Source organism: Corynebacterium lehmanniae, assembly GCF_043161975.1.
Classification (GTDB): Bacteria; Actinomycetota; Actinomycetes; order Mycobacteriales; family Mycobacteriaceae; genus Corynebacterium; species Corynebacterium lehmanniae.
In genome coordinates, this window is sequence record NZ_CP170998.1 from 300,936 (window position 1) to 316,930 (window position 15,995).

Genomic DNA, 15,995 nt, shown 5'->3' on the forward strand with positions numbered 1-15,995 from the left:
GGGGTTTCTTTATTACAACCGCTCGGCGATGGCGGCGAGCGCGGCGCGGGTGCCGATCTCGCCGGGGAGCCAGGGCAGTTCGACGCGGGGGACGTCGGGAAGTTGCGAGTCGAGCAGCGAGAGCGCGGAGTCCTCCACGGCGCGGCGCGAGGCCATGAACTCGCCGGCATCGGCGGGGCTGCGGCGGTTGATCACCAACGAGCCGACGCGGATGCTGTTGGACGTGAGGTCGTCGTAAAGCTCGCAGCTCTCAAGGACCGGGAGGCGCTCCGCGGTGAGCACGATGTGAAACGCGCAGGCCGCGGGGTCGGTGAGGATGTCGCGCAGGCGCTCGAACTTGCGACGGCGGCGCAGCAGCGTGGCGCGGATTTCCTGGTTGCGGCGCTCGACGGGGTCGTCGACCGTGCCGCCCAGGCCGCGGACGGCGCGGGAGAACTTGTCGGACTGCTCGCGCCGCTGCATCAGCCCGCCGGTGTACGCGGCCATCAGCTCCGGCAGCGCGAGCAGGCGCGAGGTGTGGCCGGAAGGCGCGGTGTCGAAGATGATGTGGTCGTAGCCAGGCCTATCGACGAGCTCCGCCACCGCCTCCAACATCGCCGCCTCATGCATGCCGGGCGAGTGCCGCGCCAGGTCCAGGTGGCGGCGGATCTCGGGGTGCATGCGCTCCGGCATTATCGCCCGCATGGAGCGCTCCACGTCCGCAAGGTGCCGCTCGGTGGTGGCGGCGGGGTCGAGCTCCACGACGTCGAGGTTGGGCTCGAGTGGCGTGGGGGCGTCGGAAAGCTGCGCGTCCCAGATGTGGCCCAAGTTGTGCGCCGGATCCGTGGACACCAACAGCACGCGCCGGCCGGCCTCGGCCAGGCGCACCGCGGTTGCGGCGGAGACGGTGGTTTTGCCCACCCCGCCCTTGCCGCCGAAGAACATCACGGGCGCGGGCGCTAGCAGCATCGGACGCCGTCCAGCGGGGATCGCTCCATGCCCATGCGGGTGTGCCAGGCGTGGAATTCGTCGTAAAGCAATGGCATCAGTTCGAGGGTGTAGAAGCTTGCGGGGTTGGGGATGCCGAGCGTCTCCGAGGCGACAAGCAGGGTGAACAGGTCGTCCTCCTCGCGCGCGGCGCGGGCGAATTCGCGGCGGTAGGGGGCTTTGTAGAACTCGTCGAGGCCGCGGGCAATTGCTTTAAGACGTTCGCGCATCCGCCAATTCACCCGGAATCGTCTCATCGTCGCGCCAGGTCACAGCCGGTTCTTTGCGCGACTTCGTGATCGCCGTGAACGCCTCGACGATGACCCAGATGGCGCAGCAGATGATAATCACGTCCAGCACCAGGAGCAGCCAGTTGCCCGCCTCGAGGAACGTGCGCAGCTGCAGCACCGCCGCCCACAGTGACATGGCGGTGACGAACACCAGCGGGATCAGCACCGGCCAGGTCGGGCGGCGCAGCTGCGTCAGGATGATCACCACGACAGACAGCGTCAGGCCCGCCATGAGCTGGTTGGTGGTGCCGAACAGCGGCCAGATCAGCATGCCGCCGGAGCCGTCCAGGCCCATGGAGAACGTCAGGCCCAGCGCGCAGCCCACCGCGATGATGGTGGCCACCGCGCCGGAGAGCTTCACGCCGGCCAGCTCCGCCATTTCCGCGACGACGAGGCGCTGCAGGCGGATGCCGGAGTCCATCGTGGTGGCGGCGAACAGCACGGCCATGGTGGCCAGGATGGTGGCGGACAGGGAGGTCGGGATGCCCAGGCCTTCGTTCATGAGGTCGCCGCCGCCTTGGATGAACGCATCGACGCCGCCGGCGTTCCACTCGTTGTAGATCTCCTCCCACGTCGCCAGCGACTTGAAGCCGGCGGTGGTGGCCACGATCGTGCCAAGTGCGAGCAGGCCCTCGCCGACCGCGCCGAAGTAGCCGACGAAGCGCGCGTCCGTCTCCTTGTCCAGCTGCTTCGACGACGTGCCCGAGGCGACGACGCCGTGGAAGCCGGAGATCGCGCCACAGGCAATGGTGACGAAGAGCAGCGGGAAGATGCCGGGGGTGCCGTCGGGGACGGCGTCGCGAAGCGAGGGCGCCACAATCTCCGGGCGCACGATGAAAAACGAGCCGTAGAGGATGATCAGGCCCACGAACAGCTGCAGGCCGTTGATGTAGTCGCGCGGCTGCAGCAGCACCCACACCGGCAGCAGCGAAGCGATAAAGGCATAAGTGAACAAGAAGATGATCCACCAGCCGCGGTCCGGGATACCCAGCATCGTCTCCGGCAGGGCGAGCGGGAATTGGTCGCCCAGGATCATCAGCCCGTACAGCGCCGCGACACCCACGATGGACACCAGCGGCAGGTTCCAGTTGAAACGGTAGATGGCCTGGCCGATCAGCAGCGCGACGACGATCGCGCCCCAGGTCGGGATCACCGCCGTCGGCGTGGAGATCAGCAGGTTCGAGATGACCACCGCGAACGCCGTGTTCACCATGAGCAGCAGCAGGAAAATCACCACGAGGAACAGGTTGCGCCCGCGCGCGCCGATATAGCGGCCGGACAGCGTGCCGATTGACTGCCCGCGATGCCTTTGCGACGCCCACAGCGCCCCCAAGTCATGCATCCCCGCGAAGAACACGGTGCCGAGCGTGACCCACAGAAACGCCGGCACCCACCCCCAGATGACTGCGACGGCCGGGCCGATGATCGGTGCCGCGCCCGCCACGGAGGTGAAGTGGTGGCCCCACAGGACGTACTTGTTCGTGGGGACGAAATCCACGCCGTCTTCCATCGTGTGCGCGGGGGTGGTGTACGCGTCCGAGAGCTTGTAGACGCGTTTGCCCAGGAATTTCGAGTACAGCAGGTAGCCGGCAGCCATCATCGCCAGGCCGACGAGCACCAGGATGAGCGAGCTCATGGGTCTTCTCCGATCGTGTCGTGCTTCACATGGTCTGTGTCACATTGGTTGGGATTATGGCACACGACACTTTCCTAGGGGTTTCTCAGGGGTTTCTATTCTTCGGTGCGCTTGGTGTGTGTGGCGCCGGCGCGCGGGCTCCACCCTGTATCCCACCCCAATCCCGCCTGATTCCCGCAAACCCCTAGTAAGCTCTCCCGAGAATGCCCGATTTTCGGCCTTACTAGGGGTTTGTTCCTAGGGGTTTGGGGGCAGCGGGCCAGGGGGCCGGGCACCGAGCGGCCCCGGCGGCCGGACCCGAAACCCGGCAAGAACAACGCGCCTGCGGTAGTCTCCGCAGCGGGGTAACTGGTCAAGGGGGGACTAATGAAAGACACGCGCAAGAAAGAGCTGCGGGAAAAGCTGGTCGACGTGCGGAGGGTGTCGTCCGCAGACACTGAGACGCACCGGCGCATCAGTGAAGGCGAGCTGGCGCAGCTGACCAAGTCGATGTACTTCTGCGCCGAGACGTGGAAGAGGCTCAAGGAGTACGAGAAAGCCTTCCTGAGGTGCTACGCAGCGGGATGCCAGAGCAGGAAAGCCGTGCTCGTCGACTGCTCGGCCGCGCGGCTCAACGGCGTTTGGACCATCGCGCGCAACGAGCCCGTCACACTCGCGGTGCCCAACGGCCGCCCAGCCTCCATCAATGGTAGCTGGACCGGGTACGAGTACCGCCACCGGAAAATCCCGGAAACAGACATCATCCACGACGGGCCCGTGCGCTACACCAACGCGATCCGCACCGCCGTCGACATTGCCCGCGAACGCGGCGTGCGCGAAGGCGTCATAGCGATAGACAGCGTGCTCTCCGGCCACGGCGACCACCTCTACGCGGAACTGCTGCACCAGTTCCGCGCCACCATCGCTCGTCTGGCCGGCACGAAAGGGATCGCCAATGCCCGGAAAGCGTTGCCGCTGGCCAGCAGACTTTCGGATTCGCCCTACGAATCCCTCCTGCGCCTGATCCTCGATGCCCACGGGGTCCCGTACCGCACCCAGGCGGCGATCGGGCGGTACCGGGTGGACTTCCTCATCGGCGACAACCTCGTCGTGGAGGTCGACGGCTGGGAAAAGTACGAAGACGTTCCCCACGAAGTACTGCGCAAGCAGCGTGTGCGCGATGACTGGCTCGCCGAGCGCGGCTACAAGGTCTTGCACTTCTACACCGAGGACTTCTGGGGCGACGAAGCCGACTTGATCCAACGCATCCGCAACGCCTGGCCCGGTGCCCGGAGCCTGCTGCCCGTGCAGGTCAAGCCGAAGGCCTACACGCCGACCGGCCCGGGGCGCGCCGTGGCGCTGCCGCCGGACCTGCAGGAGGCCGTCGACATGCTAAGCAGACCCTAGCCCCTCGACTTCCGAACACATTCCGAATACTCTCAGGGTCATGACACTCGCAGCAGGAACCCCACCGCACACCCGCCGCTCATCCGACTTGAGCAAGCGGTCCGCCGAGGTGTTCGCCGAAGCGGAGAAGCACCCGGTCACGGTCACGCGCCGCGACGGGGAGTCGTTGGTGCTCATGTCAGCGCGGGAGGCGCAGGGGCGGGCACAGCTGCTGGAGCTCGCGGCGCAACTCGTCACCGTCGCCACGGAAGGCGTCGGCAGCCTCAGCGAGCGAATGGCCCGAGCGTTCCCCTGGATGTTGGCGCTGTCGCAGGCGGACAGGGAATCATGTTCGCAAGAGCTTATCGACGCAGCACGCGCCTCCTTCGCCACCGAACAACCGCACCTCGCCCTCGCCGAGTTCACCGCGTGGAAGGAAACTGCGACCGCCATCGCGGCAGGGCTCGGAGACGTCGAAACCGACTGGCTCGACGACAGTGAGCCAGTGGAGCGGCCCTGACGATGGCGGCCGGGAGGAAGGGGGAGCTGGTCCCACGCCCCGCAAAGAAGGTCGAGTACGACATCCGCTTCGCCTCGTCCGGGGCGAAGAAGGGGTGGCGTGACCTGGTGGCGACCATGCGGAACCCGATGGCCGATGCATGGGATTTCCTCACCAGGACCCCGACGTCCACCACTTCCACTAACTACCGGCTGAAGGGGGAGCTGGGGATCGTGCAACGCGGCGGGCGCTCGTTCGAGCGGTGGCAGCACAAACCGACGCTGAAGGGCTCGGCGCGGATCTGGTTCTATGTCGATGACCGCACGGTCTTCCTCGAGGCCGTGCACACCAGCCACCCGAACGAGACGAAGTAGCCACTCCCACCCACAAACCCCTAGTAACAAAGCCCGAGTATGCGCCATTTTGGGCCTTAATAGGGGTTTCTTACTAGGGGTCTAGCGGGAAAGCTCGACGCCTTCGTCGGCGAGGACCTCGAGCAGCCCGCCTATCGACGCCTCCGGCATCCCCCAATCCGTCACCACCACACGTGTCACGCGGGTCTCGCGCAAAAGGTCGGCCAGCGCGTCGAGGTTGCGCGGCACCGGGCGAGCGCCGGCGGCCTCCGACGCACCAACGCCGTAGACGGCGGCGATGATGGCGGCGCCGAGGTCCTCGATCGAGCGCACCGGGCGCGTCACAAACACAGCGGGCATTAGTTGACCTCCATTTCGCAGAAGGATTCGTAGTGGTCGGCGGTGTAGAACCACTCGTCGACGTGGCCGTCGCCGCCACCGCCGGTGACGATGCGGCGCGCGCCGCGGTGGTGCACGCCCGGGGTGTCTACGGTGTACTCGCGGTAGTAGTTGCGCGGCTGCTCGGGGAGGATGCGTTCGTAGTTGCCGAAGCGTCGGTCGTCGTTGTCGGGGTGGGGGAAGGGGCCGCCGGCTTCGATGAGGTCGACGGTGTCCCAGGCTTCGTCGGGAAGCGAGCCGCACGCGGGCAGCCCCGAAGTGGACGCAGGCTCGGCCGGAGGTGGCGTCGATAGGCAACTGCTCAAAAACAGGCACGGGAGCAGGACGGATAGGCGCTTCATGGGCAATATCGTGCCACGCGCTAGAGTGAGCGCCATGGCTAGGGGCAGAATTCCGGATAGCGACATTGAGGCTATCCGTCAGCGCGCGCCGCTCGATGAGATCGTCGGCGAGTACGTGCAGCTCAAACCTGCCGGGCACGACTCGCTGAAGGGGCTGAGCCCCTTCAAGGACGAGCACACCCCGAGTTTCCACGTCCGCCCCGCGCACGGCTACTACCACTGCTTTTCCACGGGCAAGGGCGGCGACGTGTTCAGCTTCCTCATGGAGATGGAGCAGCTGACCTTCCCCGAGGCAGTCGAGGCGGTGGCGGATCACATCGGCTACCACATCAATTACCAGGGCGGTTCGACGGGCGCTCGCAAGGTGGACCGCGGCACGCGCCAGCGCCTGCTGGCGGCGAACAAGGCGGCGCACGAGTTCTTCCGCGAGCAACTGGAGACCGCCGACGCCGCCCCGGCGCGCGAGATGCTGCTCAAGCGCGGTTTTTCCCGCGAGCTCATCTACGACTTCGAATGCGGCTACGCGCCCTACGCGTGGGACCCGATGACCAAGCACCTTCTGCGCAAGGGCTTTGAGGTGCAAGAGCTTATCGACGCCGGCCTGTCCTCGATGGGCAAACGCGGCCCGTTAGATAAATTCCGCGGCCGTTTGATCTGGCCGATCAAGGACACCGCCGGCAACGTCATCGGCTTCGGCGCCCGCAAGCTGTTCGAGGACGACCGCCTGGGCAAGTACATCAACACCCAGGACACGCTGCTGTACCACAAGTCGAAGGTGCTGTTCGGCATCGATAAGGCGAAGAAGAACATCGCGGAGAAGCACCAGACGGTGGTGGTGGAGGGCTACACGGACGTGATGGCCATGCACGCCGCGGGCGTGGATACGGCGGTGGCCACCTGCGGCACTGCGTTCGGCGGCGATCACATGAGCCTGATCCGCCGCCTCATGCTCGACGACAGCTTCTTCCGCGGCGAGCTGATCTACACCTTCGACGGCGACGAGGCCGGCCGCAAGGCCGCCATGCGCGCCTTCGAGACCGATGCGGAGTTCGGCGCCCAGTCCTTCGTCGCGGTCGCCCCCGACGGCATGGACCCCTGCGACCTGCGCCTTGCGCGCGGCGACGGTGCCCTGCGCGACCTCGTCGCATCGCGCGTGCCCGTGTACGAGTTCGTCATCGAGTCGCTTTTGAAGGACTACTCGCTGGATTCCGCCGAGGGGCGCGTGCAAGCCTTACGACGCACCGTCCCCGTCGTCGCCACCATCTCCGACAAAGTGCTCCAACAGGAGTACGCCCGGCGACTGGCCGGCTGGGTCGGCTGGCCGAACCCGGACGAGGTGCTGGAGCAGGTCCGCGCCGAGGCGAAGAAGCCGAAGAAGCAGAAGCGCGCACCAAAGGATCCGGCGCGAGCGGCCGCCGCCGGCGCGGGTGGCGGCGTCGGTGCTGGTGCTGCCGTCGGCCCCGACAGCTCCGGCGCGCAGTCCGAGATCCTCATCCCCCCGCGCCCCGACGACCCAGTGCTGTGGCCCCAGCGCGAAGCCCTGAAGCTGGCCCTGCAGCATCCGGCGGCGGCCGGCAACTACTTCGACGGCATCAACCCGGACGCCTTCACCCACGACGCGTACCACCAGGTTCGCGAGGCCATTACCGCCGCCGGCGGCTGCGCCCGCGCCGGGGCTGCCGCAGCCGCCGCGGGTGCGGGCGCGCCGGGCACCGGCTCCGCGCCGGGCGCCACCCCCGACAACACCGCCGCTGGCGCCCCAGACGCCTCGAACTTCCTCGCTGCGGTCGCCGGCGAGATGCGCGACTACGCCGGCCGCAACTTCGTTTCCGAGCTGGCCGTCGAACCCATCCACGCCGACGACCTCTACGAATACGCCGACTCCGTGCTCTCGCGCCTGCAGGAAACACGCGTGGGCCAGCAGATCGCGCAGCTGAAATCCCAGCTCCAGCGCATGAGGCCTTCCGACGACGAGGAGGCTTACAACGCCCTCTTCTCCGACCTCGTCGCGCTTGAGCAGGCCCGCCGCGACCTCAACGACCGCGCCTTCCGCGGCAACCGGTAGCACCCGAGGAGCTCGATCTTGCGTTTGTTTTACTTTGACGATTCCGGTTCGCGGGTTCCAGGGAAGGGGAAACCGTTTTTTGTTCTCGCAGGATTCGGGATCGACAGCGACGATCTGCCTTTGCTGAAAAAGGCAGTAACCCAGCAAGCTCGCTTCTACGGGATGGAGCTTGGCTACCCGACTGAGTTGAAGTTTCATCACGTTGCAACTCTCAGGGATAACAAGCCAACAAAACCTCAGTGGATGCTTCGCTCGGGATTGACGGAGATGAATCAACGAAGGGCTTTGGTCTATTCCTGTCTCCGAGCAGCCTTATCTATTCCGTCCGCTGAAGCTCTCTGCGTTGGGGTTAACAAAGAGCGCTTAAGTGGCGATCAAAGCGCAATTTCGGAAGCGCTGACGCTCCTGCTGGAGAGAGTTCAGTTGAACTGCCAAAAGCATGGAACTTCCGGGCTCGTATTGATGGACGAAGAGCGAAAGGAAGACAAAGCCCTTCGCGAAAGTTTGCGTCAGGGCTCACCATTTTTTCAATATGACCGAATCGCCGACACCATCGCATTTATGCCGTCTGAGGAAAGTATTGGCATCCAGATAGCAGACCTCGTGGCCGGTGGATTTTCAAGGCATATAAACCACGGCGACCCAGGGTATCTAAGAACATTTGCAAGGTCTGCGGTCGGATACCCGCACTCGGTCATCGGAAGAGGCCTCAAGGTTCTCAGCAACCTGGACACTGTCCAAATGCCTGCAGCACGCACTGCACCATGGACTACCCAAGACCGAGAAGTTCACGGCTGGGAAATGCAGTTCACACAGAAACAAAAGCTGGAGTGGAAAAGCGATGGAACTCCAAACCTCATTTTCCCGTTCGACACTGACAGTCGATAAAGGGAAAGAGACCGAGTGCATTGCTGCAACGGGGTACGTAGCGCCCCTCTCGGTCTATCTCGAATGATAATGATTGGGTGGGTGTGAGGTCAAGGCCCAGCGCATGCGGCCTTCCGACGACGAGCAGGCCCGCCGCGACCTCAACGACCGCGCTTTCCGCGGCAACCGGTAGGGGGCGGGTACACCGAAAATTGGAATGCGGCAAATATTTGCCACATTCCAAAAACACAACATCCGTGGGCGAGTGGTGCCGGACGAAAAGTTGGGTGGGCCCTTCGGTGGGATCTTGCCTACATGAGGAAACCGGTTACCTACAACCGGCTACCATGCAGAAAAACCGCTGGAAGCCGGTTGTGGGTAGCCGGTTTGTGTGGCGGCGAGTGCGCCAAAAACCCCGCCCCCCAAACCCCCTACTCGGAGCGGCGGGCGAACTCGCGCAGGGCCCACTCCACGGCGTCCAACGGCAGCGATGCGTCGTAAGCGTCGCGCGCGGAGGCCAGGGCGGCCAAATACTCGCCGTACTCCTCAGCGGTCCAGTCGGCATCCTTAGCCAGCCCGGCCACCTTTGCACGGTTGGAGCAAATGATCACCGGCTTCGAAGCCTCACCCGACTCCTGCTCCCCAGCCAGGAAGTACGCCACGGCGGAGGCGAACTTCGGCGGCAGGCCAGTCGCGACCAAAGCGCCGTAAGCCTCAACAGCACCCACACCGTCAAGCTTCCGCACAGCCGCCAGTAGCTGAGACGCATTCCCCTTGTTTCGCAGGAACGCCTGCATCTGCATCACCTGGTTGGACTGGCCGGCCACGTAGGCGAAGCAGGCGCCCAGGAAGTCGATGATCTGCTCACGCGCAAAACCGGACTCGCGCACGTCCTCGCCGAACGCGAACACTTCGGAGCGGGTGATAGAGGCGGTGGCGTCGTCGCGGAACGGCGGCACGCGGCGCAGGTGGTGCGGCCACCCGGTTTTCCAGCGGATGGGGGAGAAGGTCACGGAGTCGCCGAGCGCGTCCTGCGCGGTGGGTTTGACGGTCTCGAGGGCTTGAGCAATCTGAGTCATGCGCTCCATCTTAGAGCCCTTAGACTTGCCCACCATGACCGCAACCGTCCTGCTTCTCGACCCCCGCTGGCCCTCCCTCATCCCCCTCCACCTCGCCGGCCGCATCAGCGGCGATGTCGCCTTCACGCCTGAGGTGCCTGTCGACGTCCGCTGGGCCCTCAACGTCGAAGGCGGCCCGGACCGCTGGCTGATTTCCACGGAGCCGGACGACCCGGAGGTCCTGCGCTGGCAGAAAGACGGGGCGGCCACGGAACGCGTCGATAGCCTCGATGACCCGGTGTTCCAGGCCACCCGCACGATGCACGCCGCCCGCCGCCGCGGCGAGTGGGAGCAGGCCATGACGCACGAAAGCCTCCTGCCGTTTCTGCGGGAGGAGGCTGAGGAGGTCGCGCAGGCAATCGAGCGCAAGCTGCCTATCGACGATCTAAAGTCCGAACTGTCCGACCTCCTCCTCCAAATCCTGTTCCACGCCGAAATCGCGCAGGAGACCGGAGCGTTCGATTTCGGCGACGTGGCTGACGCGTTCGTGCAGAAGATGCGCCGCCGCGCGCCCTACCTTTTCGACGGTTCAACCGGCCCCGTGGACAAAGCCACCCAGGACCGGTTGTGGGAGGAAGGCAAGGCCGCCGAGAAGCAGTAGCCGAGAAGCGCTAGCGCAGCGCGCCAGCCAGACGGCGCGTTTAGCGCAGCGCCCCGATGTAGTTGCGGATGTCCGGCAGGTTGGCCTGAGAGGACATCTGGGAGCTCATGGCGAAGAACTGGTCCAGCGGGGTGGCCGGGTCCGGCTTGACGATGCCGCACTCCAGCGCGCGGTCCGCAAGCGCGCCGACCGTGGAGGCGGAGGCGAGGCGCAGGGTGGCGTCCTTGCCCACGACGTTGTTCACGTTGGCAACCAGCTGGGAGCGGGTAGTATCCGGGCCGACCATGTTGGTGGAGGTCAAACCGACGCGCAGGGCGTCGCAGTTGGCGGTGGCGATGTTGCCGTTGAGAAGCTTGATCAGCTCGAGCGACTGCGTCTGAGCCTGGGCGGTGGCGGGGGAGGCGATGGCGGCCGCGGCCAACAGGCCAGCGGCGGCAAGGGGTGCGATACGGCGCATTGGGAGGGGTCCTTTCGGGGAAGAAACTAGGTCGCGGAGAATCATACATGTTAAACAAGTGACACGTGTGGCGAAAGTGTCCAAAGTGGTGAAGAACCGGCTTGCCGGCTGGGGTGGAGGTATGCGGATTGGCTCGCGTAGATGAAAACCTGAAAACGGCCGCGCGAAACCCCAGCTCGACTAACGCCGGCCCGCCCCAAAGCGCCCGCTGAATTCAGGCTAACTGCGACAAAACCCAACGCGGGTATGTGCTACCGGCGCGTTCACCATTCGCCACCACCCGCGCGGTACACTCTCCGGTCATGTCAGCAGCCAGGCGAGTAGCGCGCGGGTGCGGCTGCGCGGGTGTCCTCGTCGCGGCCGCCGCCGTGGTGATGGTGGTCGCGCTGGTGGCGTGGCTCATCGCCGCGTTTTCCACCCCGGACCGCCACGAGCCGCTGCAGCCGGTGCCCACCACCATGCCGCCGCCAGCCGCCGTAGCACCCCCGCCTATCGACGTCCACGGCCCCGGCCGGACCTCCGACCTGCTCTTTGACTGGTCGCAGGATATCGGCAACGCCACCAACGTCTCCGGCCAGGCCATCCGCGCCTACGCCAACGCTGCGCTGATCGCCGCCGATTCGTGGCCGGCCTGCAACCTGCAGTGGAACACGCTCGCCGGTATCGGCTGGGTGGAAACGCGCCACGGCACCTACACGGGCCACTTCAACAACTCCCAGTTAAACCAAGACGGCTACCCGGAGCCGCCCATCATCGGCCCGAAGCTCGACGGCGACGGCTTCGCCCACGTCACGGACACCGACGGTGGCGCCTTCGACAACGACCCCGAGTTCGACCGCGCCGTCGGCCCGATGCAGTTCATCCCCGAGTCCTGGGCGCGCTACGGTCGCGACGCCAACGGCGACGGCCACCCGGACCCGCAGCAGATCGACGACGCCGCCCTCGGCGCGGCCAACCTGCTGTGCAACTCCGGCGGCGCCACGCGCGACTTGGCCACGGAGGAGGGATGGCGCCAGGCGATTTTCGCCTACAACCAGTCCAACGACTACGTGGCCAGAGTCCGCGACGCCGCGGCGAACTACGCCATGAACCAACCGGCACACCGCTAGCCAAACCCGGGCTAAGCTGGTACGCGGTAAGACAGCACTCGACCCACGCAAGGAGTCACCATGGCCGACATCATGCACATCTTCGCCCGCGAGATCCTGGATTCCCGCGGCAACCCGACTGTGGAGGTGGAGGCGCTGCTCGCGGACGGCTCCCACGGCCGCGCTGGCGTGCCGTCCGGCGCGTCCACGGGCGAGCACGAGGCGCACGAGCTTCGCGACGGCGACGAGCGCTACGCCGGCAAGGGTGTGCTGAAGGCTGTCGAGAACGTCAACGAGACCATCGCGGACGAGTTGGCGGGGATTGAGGCGGACGACCAGCGGATCGTCGATACGCTTATGCTCGAGCTCGACGGCACCGACAACAAGAAGAAGCTGGGCGCGAACGCCCTTCTGGGCGTGTCCATGGCCGTGGCGAAGGCCGCCGCTGATTCGGCTGCGCTGCCGCTGTACCGCTACATCGGCGGCCCGAACGCGCACGTGCTGCCGGTGCCGATGATGAACATCCTCAACGGCGGCGCCCACGCGGATTCCGGCGTGGACGTGCAGGAGTTCATGATCGCCCCGATCGGCGCGGAGACCTTCACCGAGGCGCTGCGCATGGGCGCCGAGGTCTACCACGCGCTCAAGAGCGTGCTGAAGTCCAAGAACCTGTCCACTGGTCTTGGCGACGAGGGTGGCTTCGCCCCGTCCGTCGGCTCCACCAAGGAGGCCCTGGACCTGATCGTGGAGGCCATCGAGAAGGCGGGCTACAAGCTTGGCGACGACGTCGCGCTCGCCCTCGACGTCGCTTCCTCCGAGTTCTTCGAGGACGGCGCCTACAACTTCGAGGGCGGTAAGCACTCCGCCGAGGAGATGATCAAGGTCTACGCGGACCTGGTGGAGCAGTACCCGATCGTCTCCATTGAGGACCCGCTGGACGAGAACGACTGGGACGGCTACACCGCACTGACCGAGCAGCTCGGCGACAAGGTGCAGATCGTCGGCGACGACTTCTTCGTCACCAACCCGAAGCGCCTGGCCGAGGGCATCGAGAAGAAGGCCGCCAACGCGCTGCTGGTGAAGGTCAACCAGATCGGCACCCTGACCGAGACCTTCGACGCCGTGGAGCTGGCCCACCGTAACGGCTACCGCACCATGATGTCGCACCGCTCCGGCGAGACCGAGGACACCACCATCGCGGATCTGGCCGTGGCGCTGTCCTGCGGCCAGATCAAGACCGGTGCTCCGGCCCGCTCCGAGCGCGTGGCCAAGTACAACCGTCTCCTGCGCATCGAGGAGGAGCTCGGCCCGGCCGCCGAGTACGCGGGCCGCTCCGCGTTCCCGCGCTTCAAGTAAGCACCTGCCTATCGACGCACCTTCGGCCCCGCCCGTTTTCGGCGCGGGGCCTCCGTCGTGTCGGTGAGATCCCCGAACGAATCTCACCTCTGGCGTATCATCTGCTGATTATGACGAAGCGCTCCCGCACCCGCCGCCCCAGCACGGTCCCCGTTGCCAGCCGCGACCGGGAAAACGCCGAGCGCGCCGCGCGCCGCAAGCAGCGCGGCAGGGCCATCGCATTTCCGAAGCAGGACATGGCCAGCGTGGTCATCCTCATCGCCGTGCTCATCCTCGTGCTGCTGGCCATCGCGGCCCCGCTGCGCAACTTCTACGAGGGCCGCGCCGAGATCGCCCGCGCCAACGAGTCCATCGCCCGCCTCGAGGCCCAGAAAAAGGCCCTTGAGGACGACATCGCCATGTACGACGACGACGCCTTCCTCAAACAGGAAGCCCGCCGCCGCCTCGGCGTGATGGAAGAGGGAGAGACCGCCTGGCGCATCATCGACCCCCGCATGACCGCCCCAGAGGCAATCACCACCGGCAAGGACGACATCCCCGACACCCGCACCTGGCCGCAGGTGATGTGGGATTCCCTGCGCGAGGTCCCAACCGAGGAGCTTCCGCCTATCGACGACGCTCCGCCCGCCCCCGCCCCCGAAGCGCCAGAGGGGCCCGCGCCGGAAGTTCCGGCTCCGGAGGGGCCTGAGGGGCCTGCGCCCGAGCCTGGCGCGCCCGAAGCGCCGGCGGTACCGGAGGCCCCGGCACCGGAAGCTCCCGCGCCGGCGCAGTAGCCGGCGTGTGGGACAATGGCCCGCATGCACACTCCTCCCACAGACGAACAGCTCGCCATCGTCGCCGAGCAGCTCGGCCGCACCCCGCGCGGCGTGCTCGCCATTGCGTACACCACCCCGGACAACCAACCGGCAGTGGTGAAGACCGCGCCCAAACTTGACGACGGCACCCCGTTTCCCACCCTCTACTACCTCACCGACCCGCGCCTGACCGCCGAAGCTTCCCGCCTCGAGGTTGCACAGGTGATGAAGTGGATGGAAAACCGCCTCAACGCCGACAGCGACGAGGACGATGATCTGCGTGCCGACTACCAGGCAGCCCACGAGCACTTCCTCGCCGAGCGTAACGCCATCGAGGACCTGGGCACCGACTTCTCCGGCGGCGGCATGCCGGAGCGCGTGAAGTGCCTCCACGTGCTCATCGCCTACGCCCTCGCCGAAGGCCCGGAGCGCGTCCGCTTCGGCACCGAAGCCGTGGCCTTGGCCGCCGAGCACGGCGACCTCCGCGGCACCGCCATCCCCGCTGACTGGCCCACGCTCGAGGACCTCGGCATCACCCTCGCCGAAGCAGGGGAGGGGCTGGCATGACGCGCGTGGCTGCAGTGGACTGCGGCACCAACTCCATCCGCCTGCTCATCCACGACACGGATACCGGCGAGGTCTCTCGCCGCAACACGATCGTCCGCCTCGGACAGGGTGTCGACGAGACGGGTCGATTCGCGCCAGAGGCCATCGAGCGCACCCGCGCAGCACTTGCGGACTACGTCGACGAGATGCAGCGCGAACACGTCACCCGCGTGCGCATGGTGGCCACCTCCGCCACCCGCGACGCCGCCAACCGCGAGGACTTCTTCGCCATGACCCGGGACCTCCTCGGCCAGATCCAGCCCGGTGCAGTCGCGGAGGTCATCTCCGGCGAGGAAGAAGCGGCGCTCTCGTTCGTCGGCGCCACCGCGGACATCGACCCCGCCCGCGGACCGTTCTGCGTGATTGATCTCGGTGGCGGCTCCACCGAGCTCGTCATGGAGGGCCACGCCGTGTCCACCCAAATGGGGTGTGTGCGCATCACCGAGCGCATCATGCGCACCGACCCGCCCACAGCAGAGGAGACCGCCGAGGCAAGAAAGCTTATCGACGCCAACGTCACCACCGCTTCCGCCACCGTGCCTTTCGCTAAGGCGGGAACGTTCGTCGGCTGCGCCGGCACCTTCACCACGCTCTCCGCGCTAGCGCAAGGGCTGGAATCCTACGACCCCGAGCGCATCCACATGTCGGAGATCCCCTTCGGCCGGCTGCGTGAGGTGACCGCTGACCTGCGCGCCAAATCCGCGGAGCAACGTCGTGAGAACCCGGTGGTCCACCCCGGCCGTGCCGACGTGATCGGCTCCGGTTCCACCGTGGTGGAGCAGCTCATGGACGCCTTCGAACGCGAAACCGGCGCGACCAGTTTCGTCATCAGCGAGAAGGACATCCTCGACGGGATCGTCGAAGGCCTTGCCCAACACTAGGGGCGGATGCTTCTAGTCCTGGTCCGGCTCGTAGATCGTGTCCTCGATCTGCTTGTCCGAACCGCTGCGGAGCTTCTTGCCCTTGCGCAAGTCCTTCACCTCGCGCATGCGCGGCTCTGGGTCAATCTTGTTCGCGATAGCCCGACGAGCAGAGGCGGTGACTTGCTTGGTCACTGGCGAGTTGGCGACAGCCTGCGCGGCATTAACGATCTGGTGGTAACGTTTTCGGCCGGCTTTCGTGCCGAGCACATACCCGGCGGCGGCCCCGACGACGTATTGGTACATGGCTCCCCAGACTAAAGGAAAACGGCAA

General features: G+C 66.1%; 19 protein-coding genes. 11 read left to right on the forward strand and 8 right to left on the reverse strand.

The window, feature by feature from the left end; genetic code table 11:
* Positions 1 to 12: 12 nt before the first annotated feature.
* From ACF3NP_RS01450 to ACF3NP_RS01460, 3 genes are read right to left on the reverse strand one after another with little or no spacing between them, the layout of a single operon-like run.
* Positions 13 to 948 carry an ArsA family ATPase gene (locus tag ACF3NP_RS01450; RefSeq protein WP_181888867.1) on the reverse strand — a complete coding sequence of 312 codons (936 nt, stop codon included), beginning with the start codon at positions 946 to 948 and terminating at the stop codon, positions 13 to 15.
* Positions 939 to 1,196: a cory-CC-star protein gene (locus ACF3NP_RS01455; RefSeq protein WP_034998339.1), complete on the reverse strand. Its 258-nt coding sequence runs from the start codon at positions 1,194 to 1,196 to the stop codon at positions 939 to 941. The genes ACF3NP_RS01450 and ACF3NP_RS01455 overlap by 10 nt, the downstream gene beginning before the upstream one ends.
* A complete protein-coding gene (locus tag ACF3NP_RS01460; protein ID WP_181888866.1) occupies positions 1,180 to 2,892 on the reverse strand; it encodes a carbon starvation CstA family protein in 1,713 nt (570 codons plus the stop codon). Before ACF3NP_RS01460 ends, ACF3NP_RS01455 begins: the two co-directional genes overlap by 17 nt.
* Before the next feature lie 366 nt (positions 2,893 to 3,258).
* Between ACF3NP_RS01460 and ACF3NP_RS01465 the strand changes: the two genes are divergently transcribed.
* The 3 genes from ACF3NP_RS01465 to ACF3NP_RS01475 are packed head-to-tail and all read left to right on the forward strand — an operon-like array spanning position 3,259 to position 5,130.
* Positions 3,259 to 4,278, forward strand: coding sequence for a DUF559 domain-containing protein (locus ACF3NP_RS01465; RefSeq protein ID WP_181888865.1), 1,020 nt, complete (start codon positions 3,259 to 3,261; stop codon positions 4,276 to 4,278).
* A gap of 40 nt (positions 4,279 to 4,318) precedes the next feature.
* A complete protein-coding gene (locus tag ACF3NP_RS01470; RefSeq protein ID WP_181888864.1) occupies positions 4,319 to 4,777 on the forward strand; it encodes a prevent-host-death protein in 459 nt (152 codons plus the stop codon).
* 2 nt (positions 4,778 to 4,779) lie between these two features.
* Positions 4,780 to 5,130, forward strand: a complete 351-nt coding sequence (locus ACF3NP_RS01475; RefSeq protein ID WP_181888863.1) for a hypothetical protein — start codon at positions 4,780 to 4,782, stop codon at positions 5,128 to 5,130.
* A gap of 81 nt (positions 5,131 to 5,211) precedes the next feature.
* Here the strand turns inward: ACF3NP_RS01475 and ACF3NP_RS01480 are convergent, their stop codons facing one another.
* Positions 5,212 to 5,469: a hypothetical protein gene (locus tag ACF3NP_RS01480; protein WP_181888862.1), complete on the reverse strand. Its 258-nt coding sequence runs from the start codon at positions 5,467 to 5,469 to the stop codon at positions 5,212 to 5,214.
* The gene (locus ACF3NP_RS01485; protein ID WP_181888861.1) at positions 5,469 to 5,849 is read right to left on the reverse strand and encodes a guanyl-specific ribonuclease; all 381 of its coding nucleotides are present in this window, start codon (positions 5,847 to 5,849) and stop codon (positions 5,469 to 5,471) included. Before ACF3NP_RS01485 ends, ACF3NP_RS01480 begins: the two co-directional genes overlap by 1 nt.
* 34 nt (positions 5,850 to 5,883) lie before the next feature.
* Here ACF3NP_RS01485 and dnaG point away from each other — a divergent pair, with 34 nt between their 5' ends.
* A complete protein-coding gene (gene dnaG, locus ACF3NP_RS01490) occupies positions 5,884 to 7,914 on the forward strand; it encodes a DNA primase (RefSeq protein WP_392398852.1) in 2,031 nt (676 codons plus the stop codon).
* Between the two features lie 18 nt (positions 7,915 to 7,932).
* Positions 7,933 to 8,802 carry a DUF3800 domain-containing protein gene (locus ACF3NP_RS01495; RefSeq protein ID WP_181888859.1) on the forward strand — a complete coding sequence of 290 codons (870 nt, stop codon included), beginning with the start codon at positions 7,933 to 7,935 and terminating at the stop codon, positions 8,800 to 8,802.
* Between the two features lie 410 nt (positions 8,803 to 9,212).
* Here the strand turns inward: ACF3NP_RS01495 and ACF3NP_RS01500 are convergent, their stop codons facing one another.
* Entirely contained in the window at positions 9,213 to 9,860 is a 648-nt protein-coding gene (locus ACF3NP_RS01500; RefSeq protein ID WP_181888858.1) for an 8-oxoguanine DNA glycosylase OGG fold protein, read from the reverse strand.
* Between the two features lie 34 nt (positions 9,861 to 9,894).
* Between ACF3NP_RS01500 and ACF3NP_RS01505 the strand changes: the two genes are divergently transcribed.
* On the forward strand, positions 9,895 to 10,500 hold the full coding sequence (locus ACF3NP_RS01505; protein WP_181888857.1) for a MazG nucleotide pyrophosphohydrolase domain-containing protein: 606 nt from the start codon (positions 9,895 to 9,897) through the stop codon (positions 10,498 to 10,500).
* Between the two features lie 40 nt (positions 10,501 to 10,540).
* Here ACF3NP_RS01505 and ACF3NP_RS01510 read toward each other — a convergent pair whose 3' ends face one another.
* Positions 10,541 to 10,957, reverse strand: coding sequence for a hypothetical protein (locus ACF3NP_RS01510; RefSeq protein WP_181888856.1), 417 nt, complete (start codon positions 10,955 to 10,957; stop codon positions 10,541 to 10,543).
* A 302-nt stretch (positions 10,958 to 11,259) separates the two neighbouring features.
* Here ACF3NP_RS01510 and ACF3NP_RS01515 point away from each other — a divergent pair, with 302 nt between their 5' ends.
* The 5 genes from ACF3NP_RS01515 to ACF3NP_RS01535 all read left to right on the forward strand — a co-directional run bounded on the left by ACF3NP_RS01515 (position 11,260) and on the right by ACF3NP_RS01535 (position 15,682).
* Entirely contained in the window at positions 11,260 to 12,066 is an 807-nt protein-coding gene (locus tag ACF3NP_RS01515) for a lytic transglycosylase domain-containing protein (protein ID WP_181888855.1), read from the forward strand.
* Positions 12,067 to 12,126: 60 nt separating this feature from the next.
* Positions 12,127 to 13,401, forward strand: a complete 1,275-nt coding sequence (eno, locus tag ACF3NP_RS01520) for a phosphopyruvate hydratase (RefSeq protein WP_392398853.1) — start codon at positions 12,127 to 12,129, stop codon at positions 13,399 to 13,401.
* A 110-nt stretch (positions 13,402 to 13,511) separates the two neighbouring features.
* A complete protein-coding gene (locus tag ACF3NP_RS01525) occupies positions 13,512 to 14,174 on the forward strand; it encodes a septum formation initiator family protein (RefSeq protein WP_392398854.1) in 663 nt (220 codons plus the stop codon).
* 24 nt (positions 14,175 to 14,198) lie between these two features.
* Positions 14,199 to 14,762 carry a DUF501 domain-containing protein gene (locus ACF3NP_RS01530; protein ID WP_392398855.1) on the forward strand — a complete coding sequence of 188 codons (564 nt, stop codon included), beginning with the start codon at positions 14,199 to 14,201 and terminating at the stop codon, positions 14,760 to 14,762.
* Positions 14,759 to 15,682 (forward strand): Ppx/GppA phosphatase family protein, encoded by a 924-nt coding sequence (locus tag ACF3NP_RS01535; RefSeq protein WP_392398856.1) that lies wholly within the window; start codon positions 14,759 to 14,761, stop codon positions 15,680 to 15,682. The genes ACF3NP_RS01530 and ACF3NP_RS01535 overlap by 4 nt, the downstream gene beginning before the upstream one ends.
* A 12-nt stretch (positions 15,683 to 15,694) precedes the next feature.
* Here ACF3NP_RS01535 and ACF3NP_RS01540 read toward each other — a convergent pair whose 3' ends face one another.
* On the reverse strand, positions 15,695 to 15,967 hold the full coding sequence (locus ACF3NP_RS01540) for a hypothetical protein (RefSeq protein ID WP_392398857.1): 273 nt from the start codon (positions 15,965 to 15,967) through the stop codon (positions 15,695 to 15,697).
* Between the last annotated feature and the right edge of the window lie 28 nt (positions 15,968 to 15,995).

Bases quoted from the DNA above. Each gene is read 5' to 3' on its own strand.
- ACF3NP_RS01450 (WP_181888867.1), bottom strand. From the start codon at position 948: ATGCTGCTAGCGCCCGCGCCCGTGATGTTCTTCGGCGGCAAGGGCGGG.
- ACF3NP_RS01455 (WP_034998339.1), bottom strand. From the start codon at position 1,196: ATGCGCGAACGTCTTAAAGCAATTGCCCGCGGCCTCGACGAGTTCTAC.
- ACF3NP_RS01460 (WP_181888866.1), bottom strand. From the start codon at position 2,892: ATGAGCTCGCTCATCCTGGTGCTCGTCGGCCTGGCGATGATGGCTGCC.
- ACF3NP_RS01465 (WP_181888865.1), top strand. From the start codon at position 3,259: ATGAAAGACACGCGCAAGAAAGAGCTGCGGGAAAAGCTGGTCGACGTG.
- ACF3NP_RS01470 (WP_181888864.1), top strand. From the start codon at position 4,319: ATGACACTCGCAGCAGGAACCCCACCGCACACCCGCCGCTCATCCGAC.
- ACF3NP_RS01475 (WP_181888863.1), top strand. From the start codon at position 4,780: ATGGCGGCCGGGAGGAAGGGGGAGCTGGTCCCACGCCCCGCAAAGAAG.
- ACF3NP_RS01480 (WP_181888862.1), bottom strand. From the start codon at position 5,469: ATGCCCGCTGTGTTTGTGACGCGCCCGGTGCGCTCGATCGAGGACCTC.
- ACF3NP_RS01485 (WP_181888861.1), bottom strand. From the start codon at position 5,849: ATGAAGCGCCTATCCGTCCTGCTCCCGTGCCTGTTTTTGAGCAGTTGC.
- dnaG (WP_392398852.1), top strand. From the start codon at position 5,884: ATGGCTAGGGGCAGAATTCCGGATAGCGACATTGAGGCTATCCGTCAG.
- ACF3NP_RS01500 (WP_181888858.1), bottom strand. From the start codon at position 9,860: ATGACTCAGATTGCTCAAGCCCTCGAGACCGTCAAACCCACCGCGCAG.
- ACF3NP_RS01505 (WP_181888857.1), top strand. From the start codon at position 9,895: ATGACCGCAACCGTCCTGCTTCTCGACCCCCGCTGGCCCTCCCTCATC.
- ACF3NP_RS01510 (WP_181888856.1), bottom strand. From the start codon at position 10,957: ATGCGCCGTATCGCACCCCTTGCCGCCGCTGGCCTGTTGGCCGCGGCC.
- ACF3NP_RS01515 (WP_181888855.1), top strand. From the start codon at position 11,260: ATGTCAGCAGCCAGGCGAGTAGCGCGCGGGTGCGGCTGCGCGGGTGTC.
- eno (WP_392398853.1), top strand. From the start codon at position 12,127: ATGGCCGACATCATGCACATCTTCGCCCGCGAGATCCTGGATTCCCGC.
- ACF3NP_RS01525 (WP_392398854.1), top strand. From the start codon at position 13,512: ATGACGAAGCGCTCCCGCACCCGCCGCCCCAGCACGGTCCCCGTTGCC.
- ACF3NP_RS01530 (WP_392398855.1), top strand. From the start codon at position 14,199: ATGCACACTCCTCCCACAGACGAACAGCTCGCCATCGTCGCCGAGCAG.
- ACF3NP_RS01535 (WP_392398856.1), top strand. From the start codon at position 14,759: ATGACGCGCGTGGCTGCAGTGGACTGCGGCACCAACTCCATCCGCCTG.
- ACF3NP_RS01540 (WP_392398857.1), bottom strand. From the start codon at position 15,967: ATGTACCAATACGTCGTCGGGGCCGCCGCCGGGTATGTGCTCGGCACG.